At 69.8% G+C, this 11,111-nt stretch carries 9 protein-coding genes; all 9 read left to right on the top strand.

Features of this window, described 5'->3' with window-relative positions; genetic code table 11:
• Positions 1-1,144, top strand: a 1,144-nt coding sequence (locus CCN51_RS27790) for a dihydroxy-acid dehydratase (protein WP_245881695.1), incomplete at its 5' end; no start/stop codon positions are given.
• A 108-nt stretch (positions 1,145-1,252) separates the two neighbouring features.
• Positions 1,253-2,212 carry a carbohydrate ABC transporter permease gene (locus CCN51_RS27785; RefSeq protein ID WP_014180675.1) on the top strand — a complete coding sequence of 320 codons (960 nt, stop codon included), beginning with the start codon at positions 1,253-1,255 and terminating at the stop codon, positions 2,210-2,212.
• Positions 2,213-2,295: 83 nt separating this feature from the next.
• Positions 2,296-3,108 (top strand): carbohydrate ABC transporter permease, encoded by an 813-nt coding sequence (locus CCN51_RS27780; protein WP_238545709.1) that lies wholly within the window; start codon positions 2,296-2,298, stop codon positions 3,106-3,108.
• A gap of 71 nt (positions 3,109-3,179) precedes the next feature.
• On the top strand, positions 3,180-4,577 hold the full coding sequence (locus CCN51_RS27775) for a pectate lyase family protein (RefSeq protein WP_014180677.1): 1,398 nt from the start codon (positions 3,180-3,182) through the stop codon (positions 4,575-4,577).
• 9 nt (positions 4,578-4,586) lie between these two features.
• Positions 4,587-5,756, top strand: a complete 1,170-nt coding sequence (locus CCN51_RS27770; RefSeq protein WP_014180678.1) for a Gfo/Idh/MocA family protein — start codon at positions 4,587-4,589, stop codon at positions 5,754-5,756.
• On the top strand, positions 5,753-6,634 hold the full coding sequence (locus tag CCN51_RS27765) for a DUF6807 domain-containing protein (RefSeq protein WP_014180679.1): 882 nt from the start codon (positions 5,753-5,755) through the stop codon (positions 6,632-6,634). The genes CCN51_RS27770 and CCN51_RS27765 overlap by 4 nt, the downstream gene beginning before the upstream one ends.
• Positions 6,631-8,181, top strand: a complete 1,551-nt coding sequence (locus CCN51_RS27760) for a glycoside hydrolase family 43 protein (RefSeq protein ID WP_014180680.1) — start codon at positions 6,631-6,633, stop codon at positions 8,179-8,181. Before CCN51_RS27765 ends, CCN51_RS27760 begins: the two co-directional genes overlap by 4 nt.
• Positions 8,181-10,229 (top strand): pectinesterase family protein, encoded by a 2,049-nt coding sequence (locus CCN51_RS27755; protein ID WP_078610696.1) that lies wholly within the window; start codon positions 8,181-8,183, stop codon positions 10,227-10,229. Before CCN51_RS27760 ends, CCN51_RS27755 begins: the two co-directional genes overlap by 1 nt.
• A 12-nt stretch (positions 10,230-10,241) precedes the next feature.
• Positions 10,242-11,111, top strand: an 870-nt coding sequence (locus tag CCN51_RS27750) for an ABC transporter substrate-binding protein (RefSeq protein ID WP_245881694.1), incomplete at its 3' end; no start/stop codon positions are given.

Raw genomic sequence — 11,111 nt, 5'->3', positions numbered from 1 at the left:
CTGCATGACCATGGGCACCGCCTCGACGCTGACGGCCGCTGCCGAGGCGCTGGGCGTCACCGTCCCCGGCGCCTCCTCCATCCCGGCCGTCGACTCCGGACACGAGCGGATGGCCGCGGACTCGGGGCTGCGCATTGTCGAGTTGGTCCGGCAGGACCTCAAGCTGTCCAAGATCCTCACCCGTGAGGCATACGAGGACGCGGTCGCCACCGTCCTCGCGCTCGGCGGCTCGACCAACGCCGTGATCCATCTGATCGCCATGGCCGGGCGGTCCGGGGTGCGGCTCACCCTCGACGACTTCGACCGGATCGCCCGTACCGTCCCGGTGCTGGCCGACCTCCGCCCGGGCGGCCGCTATCTGATGGAGGACTTCTACTTCGCGGGCGGCCTGCCCGGCTTCCTCGCCGAACTGGCCCAGTTGAAGGACGTCCTGCACCTGGACCGCCCCACCGTCGCCCACACCACCTTGCGCGAACAGCTCGACGGCGCCCTGGTCCACAACCCCGAGGTCATCCGCCCGCTCGACAACCCACGGGCGAGCGAGGGGGGAGTGGCGGTGCTGCGCGGCAATCTCTGCCCCGACGGCGCGGTCATCAAGCACATCGCCTGCGAGCAGCGGCTGCTCGAACACACCGGCCCGGCCGTCGTCTTCGACGACTACAAGACCATGCAGGCGACCATCAACGACCCCGCCCTCGGCATCACCGAGGACAGCGTGCTGGTGCTGCGCAACGCCGGTCCGCTCGGTGGCCCCGGCATGCCCGAGTACGGCATGCTGCCGATCCCCGACCACCTCCTCAAGAAGGGGGTGCGGGACATGGTCCGCATCTCCGACGCGCGGATGAGCGGGACCAGCTACGGGGCTTGTGTGCTGCATATCGCGCCCGAGTCGTACGTCGGCGGGCCGCTCGCCCTCGTCCACACGGGCGATCTGATCACCCTCGATGTCGAGGCGCGCACGCTGCGCCTGGAGGTCGACGACGCCGAGCTGGAGCGGCGCCGGGCGGCCTGGACACCGCCCCCGCCCCGCTACGCCCGCGGCTACGGCGCGCTCTACCAGGAACAGATGACCCAGGCCGACACCGGCTGCGACTTCCGCTTCCTTGCCGCCCCCGGTGTGGACCCCGAGCCGTACGCGGGCTGAACTCCCCTCCGAGCAGCAATTTTTTTGCACGACATACCGAACAACATTCGGTAAGCGCTTCACCCGCCCGACCGTGCACCGTGCACCCCTGAGAACGGAGAAGCAGTCATGGCCGACGCCGTGGCGAAACCACCCCGGGTCACCCGGCGCCGTACCAGCCGTACCAGCCGTATGAGCGGTACCAAAGGCAAAGGCTCCGCCCGCCGCCTCCCGTATCTGCTGATCGCCCCCGCAGGGCTGCTGATGCTGGGCTTCATCGCCTATCCGATGCTCAGCGTCCTGTACTACAGCCTGCAGAACTACAACGTCACCAAGCCCTGGCGGAACGGCTACGCGGGGCTGGACAACTTCACCAAGATCTTCACGGACGATCCGCAGTTCTGGGACACCCTCGCCTTCAGCGGCAAATGGGTCGTCACCGAGGTGCTGCTCCAGCTGGTCCTCGGACTCGCGCTCGCCCTGCTGATCAACCAGACCTTCATCGGCCGCGGCATCGCCCGCGCCCTGGTCTTCTCGCCCTGGGCCGTGTCCGGGGTGCTGACCACCACCATCTGGATGCTGCTCTACAACCCGTCCACCGGCATCAGCCGCTATCTGGCGGACGCGGGGATCGGCAGCTACGGCACCTCGGTGCTCTCCGACACCGGCACCGTCTTCTGGGCGGCCGTGCTCGCCGAACTCTGGCGCGGCGTCCCGTTCTTCGCCATCCTCATCCTGGCCGATCTGCAGTCCATCCCGAAGGATCTGTACGAGGCGGCCTCGGTCGACGGCGCGGGCCGGATGCGGCAGTTCTTCCACATCACCCTGCCGCATCTGAAGGACGCGATCATCCTCTCCACGCTGCTGCGCGGGGTGTGGGAGTTCAACAACGTCGACCTCCTCTACACCCTCACCGGCGGCGGCCCGGCCGGGCAGACCACCACCCTCCCGCTGTATGTCGCCAACACCGGCATCGACGGACACGACTTCGGCTACGCCTCCGCGCTGACCACCGTCGCCTTCGTGATCCTTCTCTTCTGCTCGATCCTCTATCTGCGCCTGAGCAAGTTCGGAGGCGACAACAAGTGACCACCGCACTCGCGGAGAAGGGCCTCGCCCCCGCCCCCGCCACCGCTCCGGACGCGGACAAGGGCAAGAAGCGCGGGCGCGGAATCGATCAGGGCGTGCCGCGCTGGCAGATCTATCTGCCGCTGGCCCTCTATCTGCTGTTCACCCTGATCCCGTTCTACTGGATGCTGCTGTTCGCGCTGCGCCCGGCCGGCTCCACCTCGCTGGTGCCCTGGCCGATGACCGGTGAGCACTTCGCCAAGGTCTGGAACGAGCGAAGCTTCGGGATCTTCTTCCAGAACAGCATGATCGTCGGAGTCTCCTCGCTGGTGATGACCACGGCGGTCGCCCTGGCCGGCGGCTATGCCCTGGCGCGCTTCGACTTCAAGATCAAAAAAGGGTTCATGCTGGCGCTGCTGGCCTCGCAGTTCATCCCCGGCGCGCTGATGCTGGTCCCGCTCTTCGAGATCTTCAAGAACCTGCAGATGATCAACTCGCTGGGGAGCGTGGTCATCGCGGAGACCGTCTTCCAGCTGCCGCTGTCCATGATCCTGATCAGCGGCTTCATCAAGAACGTGCCGGTGTCCCTGGAAGAACAGGCCTGGGTGGACGGCTGCGGACGCTTCCGCGCCTTCTGCGCGGTCGTACTGCCGCTGCTGCGGCCCGGCCTGATCGCGGTGGGCTCCTTCGCCTTCGTGCACAGCTGGAACCACTTCCTGTTCGCCCTGATGTTCCTCAGCTCCCAGGACAAGCAGACCATCCCGGTCGGCCTCAACACGCTGATCGGGGCGGACAGCGTCGACCTGGGCGCCCTGGCGGCGGGCGGAGTGATCGCCGCCGTGCCCGTCGTCATCGTGTTCGCCTTCATCCAGAAGTGGCTGATCACCGGCTTCAGCGCGGGTGCGGTCAAGGGCTAGGCCGTAAGGCCGCCGCCCGGCCGGGCGGCGGCTGACCGGAGCACAACTCTCGCGGACAAGGAGGTCCGAAGATGCGCATGGCGCACCCCCAGGGACGGGGGGTTCCAGCGATATCGCGCGCGAAGCGCACGGGGTGGACCCGGCTCGGCACGACGGCCCTGGCGGCGGTCGCGCTCGTCGGGCTGACCCTGCCCGCCGGGGCGCAGGCAGAGCCGCCGGCGTTCAGCCGTGACTACGCCCCCGCCCCCGGCCGTGACCTCGGGCGCGATGTGCTCGGGGCGGACGACGGATGGGCGGCGGAGGGCGCCGGGACCACCGGCGGGGCCGCGGCCGACGACGCGCAGGTGTTCACCGTACGGACCCGGGCGCAGCTGGCCGCCGCGCTGGACGGCGGCAGCCCCGTACCGAAGATCATCTACGTCCGGGGGACCATCGACGCCAACACCGATGCCCAGGGACGTCCGCTGAGCTGCGCGGACTACGCCACCGACGGCTACACCACCGAGAAGTACCTGACCGCCTACGACCCCCGCACCTGGGGCGGCCAGAAGCCCTCCGGCCCGCAGGAGGAGGCCCGCGCCGCCTCCGCCGCGCGCCAGGCCGAGCGGGTCGAGCTGGCCGTCGGCTCCAACACCACCCTCGTGGGCATCGGCCGGGACGCCGTCCTCAAGGGCGCGAGCCTCCAGGTCAAGGACGCCTCCAACGTCATCGCCCGCAACCTCGAACTGCGCGACGCCTACGACTGCTTCCCCGTCTGGCAGCCCAACACCGGCGGCCTTGGAGACTGGAAGACCGCGTACGACAACATCTGGCTGCGCGGCGCGAACCACGTGTGGGTCGACCATGTGACCATCAGCGACAAGGGACACCCCGACGCCGCCGAGCCCACCTACTTCGGCCGCAACTACCTGCGCCACGACGGGCTGCTGGACATCACCAACGGCTCGGACCTGGTGACCGTCTCCTGGAGCCGGTTCGCCGACCACGACAAGGCCATGCTCATCGGCAACGGCGACAACGTCACCACAGACCGCGGCAAGCTGCGCGTCACCCTCCACCACAACAGCTTCAAAGGCGTCGCCCAGCGCGCTCCCCGGGTCCGCTTCGGCCAGGTCCACGTCTACAACAACGCCTACGAGGTCCCCGAGGGCGCCGACTACCGCTACTCGTGGGGCGTATCCACTGAGTCACGGATCTACGCCGAGAACAACGCGTTCACCACGCCCGGCCATGTCGAGGCCGCCGACCTGGTCAAGAGCTGGAACGGCAGCGCCCTGCACCAGAGCGGAGCTGAGTTCAACGGCTACCCCGTCGACCTGTTGGCCATCCACAACTCGTACAACTCCGGCAGCGAACGCGACCTCGAACCCGACGTGGGCTGGACCCCCGCCCTGCACGGCCCGATCGACGGCGCAGCCAAGGCGGCCAAGGACGTGGCGCGCGGCGCGGGCGCCGGGCGGATCGGCTGAGAGGTGACCATGGAACCCACCCCCCTCGTACTCGCCGGGGCCCGCGGCCACGGCCGCTGGCACCTGGAGAACATCCGGCGGCTGACCGCCCAGGGCCTGGTCCGGCTCGCCGGAGTCTGCGAACTCACCCCCCTGACCGCCGAAGAGCTCGGCGACGGCCTCGGTACCCCCGAACAGTCCGCCGACCTCGCCGACCTGGTGACCCGTACGGGCGCGCGGATCGCCATCATCTGCACCCCCATCCACACCCACGCCGACCTCGCCCTCGCCGCCGCGGGCCGCGGCGCCCACCTGCTGCTGGAGAAGCCCCCCACGCCCTCCTACGCCGAGTTCACCCGCATGTCCGAGGGCCTGTACAGACTCGGCACCGCCTGCCAGATCGGCTTCCAGTCGCTCGGCTCCCACGCCCTGACCGCGATCCGGAAACTCATCTCCGACGGCGCCATCGGAGAGGTCACCGGCATCGGCGCGGCCGGGGCCTGGGCCCGCGACGAGGACTACTACACCCGCGCCCCGTGGGCCGGACACCGCTCCCTCGACGGTCGCGACGTCATCGACGGCGTGCTCACCAACCCCCTCGCCCACGCCGTCGCCACCGCCCTGCGCATCGACGGCGCCGACCGGGCCGAGGACATCGAATCCATCGAGCTGGAACTGTTCCAGGCCAATGACATCGAGGCCGACGACACCTCCTGCGTACGGCTGCGCACCGCCCGCGCCACCACCGTCACCGTCGCCGCCACACTCTGCGCCGAACAGCCCGGCGAGCCGTACGTCCTCATCCACGGCGACCGCGGCCGGATCACCTTCTGGTACAAGCTGGACCGGGTGCTCCTGGAGCGCCCGGGACATGAGCCGGAGACCACCGACCACCCCAGGACCGACCTCCTGGAGAACCTGGCCGCGCATCTGCGCGACGGCACCGAACTGCTCGTCCCCCCACACCGCACCGGCGCGTTCATGCGCGTCGTCGAAGCCATCCGCACCGCCCCCGATCCGGTCCGGCTCCCCGCGGACGCCTGGCGCACCCAGCCGGGCATCGGCGCGGCGCCCTCGGCGAAGCGCCGCGTCGTACCGGGCATCGACCGCCTGGTCGCCGCCGGCGCGGAACGCCTCGCCCTCTACTCGGAACTGCGCGCCCCCTGGGCCGCACCCCCCGCGGAGGTCCCCCACACATGAACCGTTCCCTGGCCAACCGGCCCCCCTGCACCGTGCTGCGCTGCGACGGACGACCCGTCGGCACCTACACCCACCGCCCGCAGCTGCCCGATGCCCTCTCCCCTCGTCCGTATCTGCACCCCGTACGGACCCTGGCGGGCATCACCGTCACCGAGTCGCGCCCCGCCGACCACCCGCACCACCTGGGCGTCGGCATGGCGATCCCGGACGTGGCCGGGCGCAACTTCTGGGGCGGCCGCACCTATGTGCGCGGCCAGGGCCCCACCGAACTGGACAACCACGGCTCACAGCGCCACCTGGGCTGGCTGCTGCGCGACCCGGACGGCTTCGTGGAGGAGCTGTCGTGGGTCGCGGGCGGGCGGCAGCTCCTGCTGGAGCGGCGTACGGTCGCGGTGCGCGCCCTCTCGCACGGCGCCGACGGCTGCTGGGCGCTCGACTTCACCACCGCCCTCACCAATGTGACCGGGGAGACCGTCACCATCGGCAGCCCGGCCACCAACGGCCGCCCCGGCGCGGGCTACGGCGGCTTCTTCTGGCGCGCGCCGCGCCGCAGCGAGCCGCCGCGGGTCTTCAGCGCGGACGGCGAGGGCGAGGCCGCGGTGCACGGCAGACCCTCGGACTGGCTGGCGCTCGCGGCCGAGGACTGGACCCTGGTGTTCGCCGGGGCGACCGGCGACACCCGCGCCGACCCCTGGTTCGTCCGCACCGGCGACTACTCGGGCGTCGGCTCGGCCCTCGCCTGGGACCGGCGGCTGGCCATCGCCCCCGCCGACACCGTCACCCGGCGCATCGTCACCGCGGTCGCCGACGGCCGCCTCGATCGCGGGGCGGCGGCCCGGATCGGGGCCCAGCTGTCCGACAAGGGGGCGACCGTATGACCTCATCCGTGAGCGGGCATGTGTGGCGGGCCGACCAGGGCGACGGCACGTACCGCAACCCCGTACTGAACGCCGACTGGTCGGACCCCGACGCCATCCGGGTCGGCGACGACTACTACCTCACCGCCTCCAGCTTCGGCCGCGCCCCCGGCCTGCCGATCCTGCACTCCCGCGACCTGGTCAACTGGCGGCTGATCGGCCACGCCCTGGAACGCCTCGAACCCGAGGAGTCCTTCGCCGCCCCACGGCACGACTGCGGGGTGTGGGCACCCAGCATCCGCCACCACGACGGCCGCTTCTGGATCTTCTGGGGCGACCCCGACACCGGCATTCACCAGATCAACGCCCCCGACCCGCGTGGCCCATGGACCAGGCCACATCTGCTCAAAGCGGGCAAAGGCCTGATCGACCCCTGCCCGCTGTGGGACGAGGACGGCGCGGCCTACCTGGTCCACGCCTGGGCCAAGTCCCGTGCCGGGGTCAAGAACCGGCTCACCGGCCACCGGATGAGCCCCGACGGCACGGCCCTGCTGGACGAGGGCACACTGATCGTCGACGCGGACGCCATCCCCGGCTGGTTCACCCTCGAAGGGCCGAAGCTCTACCAGCGGGACGGCTGGTTCTGGATCCTCGCCCCGGCGGGCAGCGTGGCGACCGGCTGGCAGGGCGCGCTGCGCTCGCGTGACTTCTTCGGCCCGTACGAACACCGCACCGTCCTCGCCCAGGGCCGCACCGACATCAACGGCCCGCACCAGGGCGCGTGGGTGGACACCCCGGCGGGCGAGGACTGGTTCCTCCACTTCCAGCAGCGCGGCGCGTACGGGCGCGTGGTGCACCTCCAGCCCATGGAGTGGGCCGAGGACGGCTGGCCCGTGATGGGCGACCGCGGCGAGCCCGTCGCCTCGTACCGCAAACCCAAAGCGGATCCGCAGCCCCCCGAGGCCCCGGCGACCGACGACGGCTTCCCGGGCGGGCGGTACGGCCGCCAGTGGTCGTGGACGGCCAACCCGGCCCCGGTCTTGACCACCGCCCACAGCGGCGACGGCCTGTGGCTGACCTGCCACCGCACCGCCGACGCGGACGATCTGCGGCGGCTGCCGAACGTGCTGGTACAGCGGCTGCCCGCGGAGGAGTTCACGGTCACGGTCGAGCTGTCCCTGCACAGCCAGGTGCCGGGCGCCAAGGCGGGACTCGCCGTCCTGGGCGACGCGTTCGGCTGGATCGGCCTGGAGCGTACGGCGAACGGAACCCGCCTCGTCCACCGCTTCGCCGACGTCGCCACCGAACACGAACGTGACGCCGAACCCCCACGCGACGCCCCCGACGGCCGGGCCCACCTCCGCATCGAGGTCACCCGCAACGCCCGCTGCCGCTTCCTCACCAACACGGGCACCGGCAACAGCTGGCACCCCTCCGGCCCCGTCTTCGCCGCCACCCCCTGGCGCTGGGTAGGCGCCCTCCTGGGCCTCTTCGCCACAGCCCCCAAGGGCCAGGGAACACCCGGCTACGCCGACTTCAAAAACTTCCGCACGGAAGGAGCCTCGTGATGAGGTTGTGGGCATTCGTTCCGCAGGGCGGGACGGGTGGGCACACCCCCACCCGCAGACGGCCACGCACAGCAAGAACAACGGCGCTCGCTCATAGGGCCACCTTCGTGCTGCTGGCCACACTCCTGACGCTAGTGCCAGCGTTCCAGGCCCCCACAGCGCAAGCACGAGACAAAACGCAAGCCACAACCAAAACCTGGCCCGACAAACCCGACGGCTTCGCCGCCACCGCAGGCGGCACAACAGGCGGCGCCGGCGGCAAAGTAGTAACCGTCCGCACCCAGCAAGACCTCACCACGTACGCCTCCGCCCCCGACCCCTACATCATCCGCATCGCAGGCTCCATCGACGTATCCCCCTTCGGCTCCGACATCATCGTCGCCTCCAACAAGACCCTCATCGGCGTCGGCACCACCGGGGAGATCGTCCACGGCGAGCTCCACCTCAACCCCGGCACCCACAACGTCATCATCCGGAACCTCACCATCCGGGACAGCTATGTCGAGGGCGACTGGGACGGCAAGACCCAGGACTTCGACGCGATCCAGATGGACACCGTCCACCACGTGTGGATCGACCACAACACGCTCACCCACATGGGCGATGGACTGCTCGACATCCGCAAGGACAGCGACTACATCACGGTCTCCTGGAACGTCTTCAAGAACCACAACAAGGCGTTCGGCCTCGGCTGGACCGACAACGTGACCACGAACATCACCCTGCATCACAACTGGTTCACCGGCATCAAGCAGCGCAGCCCGTCCATCGACAACGCCGCCCACGCGCACCTCTACAACAACTACCTGTCCGCCCAGTACCGGGACGAGGACCCGGTGTGGACGTACGGCAACTGGTCCCGCGGCCGGACCAAGATGGTGATCGAGAACAGCTACTACGACGGGATCCGAAACCCCTACCAGGCCGACGAGACGGCCGAACTGGTCCAGCGCGGCAGCATCGCCCGCGACACCACGGGCCGCCACGACACCCGGGGCGAGGCCTTCGACCCGCGCGACTTCTACCCGTACCGGCTCGATCCGGCCGCCGCCGTGCCCGCCCTGGTGAAGAAGTTCTCCGGACCGCAGAACAGCCTCGGCGCCGACACCGTGCTGCGCGTCGCGGCCGACGGCTCGGGTGACTTCCGTACCGTCCAGGGCGCCGTCAACGCTGTACCGTCGGGCAACGACGGACGGATCACGATCGCCATCGCGCCCGGCACCTACCGTGAGCAGGTCCGCGTCCCGGCCGACAAGCCGCACCTCACCTTCCTGGGCACCGGGCGGGACCGCGACGACACCGTGATCGTCTACGACACCCCCGCCGAGTACGGCGGCTCCACAGGCAGCGCCACCGTGCTGATCGCCGCGAGCGATGTGACCGCCCGCCACCTCACCTTCGTCAACGACTTCGACGAGGCCGCCCACGACCTCAAGGGCGAGCAGGCGCTGGCCATGAAGACGACCGGCGACCGGATCGTCTTCACGGACACGGCCTTCAAGGGCAACCAGGACACCCTGATGACCGACAGCCCCAAGCTGACCACCGTCAGCCGCGTCTATCTCCGCGACGCGTATATCGAGGGGGACGTCGACTTCATCTACGGCCGCGCCACCACCGTCATCGAGCGCTCCACCATCAAGGCGCTCAGCCGCGGCAGCGACAGCAACAACGGCTACATCACTGCCGCGAGCACCTGGAAGGGCAATCCGTACGGCTTTCTCATCACCCGGAGCCGGATCGTCAGCGACGCGCCCGACCAGACCTTCCACCTCGGCCGCCCCTGGCATCCCGGCGGCGAGCCGGACGCCATCGCCCAGGTGCTGATCCGCGACACCTGGCTGCCCGCCGCGGTCAAGTCGTCTCCGTGGACGGACATGGGCGGATTCCCATGGCAGGAAGCCCGTTTCAGCGAGTACCGCAACACCGGACCGGGGGCCGCCCCGTCCGCCGACCGACCGCGGATGACGGACGCCGACGCCGCGGACCACGAGGTGGCCGACTACCTCGCGGGCAGCGACGGCTGGGCACCCCAGACTCACCGCTAGGAGATGCGCACCATGCGAATAAACCCGATACCAACCGTACGTGGCGTCGCCGCCGTGGCCGTGACGCTCGCCCTCGCCCTGTCCGCCACCGCGTGCGGGGACGACGGGTCTGGCTCCGGGTCGGAGGGGTCCGGCAAGGGCAAGATCGTCTTCTGGGACAACAACGGCGGCCCGCGCACCGCGATCTGGAAGCAGATCATCGCCAAGTTCGAGAAGAAGTACCCGGACATCGAGGTCGAGTACGTGCCGATCCCGATCGCCGACGTTCAGTCGAAGTACGACACGGCCATCCAGGGCGGCGGTGACAGCCTGCCCGACGTGGGCGGCGTGGGCACGGCGTATCTGGCCGGCCTGGTCGCCCAGAACGCCCTGGAGCCGGTCACCGACCGCATCCAGGACAGCTCGCTCAAGGGCAAGCTGGTCAAGAACATGGTGGAGAGCGTCCGCGCGGCCGGTGGCGACGACAAGGAGATGTTCTCCGTCCCGACCTCGGCCAACCAGGGCACGCTGTGGTACCGGACCGATCTGTTCAAGGCGAAGGGCCTGCCCGCGCCGACCAGCTGGGACAACTTCTACAAGGCCGCCGACGAGCTGACCGACCAGGGCAAGAACAAGTTCGGCTTCACCTTGCGCGGCGGGGCCGGGTCCATCGCCCAGGCGATGGAGATGATGTACGCCCAGTCCGGGATTGACACCTTCTGGGACGGTGAGAAGACCACCCTCAACGATCCCAAGAACGTGGCGGCGCTGGAGAAGTACGTCGGCCTCTACAAGAAGGCCACCCCGGCCGCCGATCTGAACAACGACTTCACCAAGATGGTCGCCCAGTTCGACCAGGGCGACATCGGCATGCTGCAGCACAACCTCGGCAGCTACAACGAC

Source organism: Streptomyces milbemycinicus, assembly GCF_002154605.1.
GTDB lineage: Bacteria > Actinomycetota > Actinomycetes > Streptomycetales > Streptomycetaceae > Streptomyces > Streptomyces milbemycinicus.
The sequence above is the reverse complement of the archived record's forward strand: the minus strand, read 5'-3'. Positions and strand labels throughout refer to the sequence as shown.

Coding starts and splice junctions, on each gene's coding strand:
- CCN51_RS27785 (WP_014180675.1), top strand. CDS start 1,253: ATGGCCGACGCCGTGGCGAAACCACCCCGGGTCACCCGGCGCCGTACC.
- CCN51_RS27775 (WP_014180677.1), top strand. CDS start 3,180: ATGCGCATGGCGCACCCCCAGGGACGGGGGGTTCCAGCGATATCGCGC.
- CCN51_RS27770 (WP_014180678.1), top strand. CDS start 4,587: ATGGAACCCACCCCCCTCGTACTCGCCGGGGCCCGCGGCCACGGCCGC.
- CCN51_RS27765 (WP_014180679.1), top strand. CDS start 5,753: ATGAACCGTTCCCTGGCCAACCGGCCCCCCTGCACCGTGCTGCGCTGC.
- CCN51_RS27760 (WP_014180680.1), top strand. CDS start 6,631: ATGACCTCATCCGTGAGCGGGCATGTGTGGCGGGCCGACCAGGGCGAC.
- CCN51_RS27755 (WP_078610696.1), top strand. CDS start 8,181: ATGAGGTTGTGGGCATTCGTTCCGCAGGGCGGGACGGGTGGGCACACC.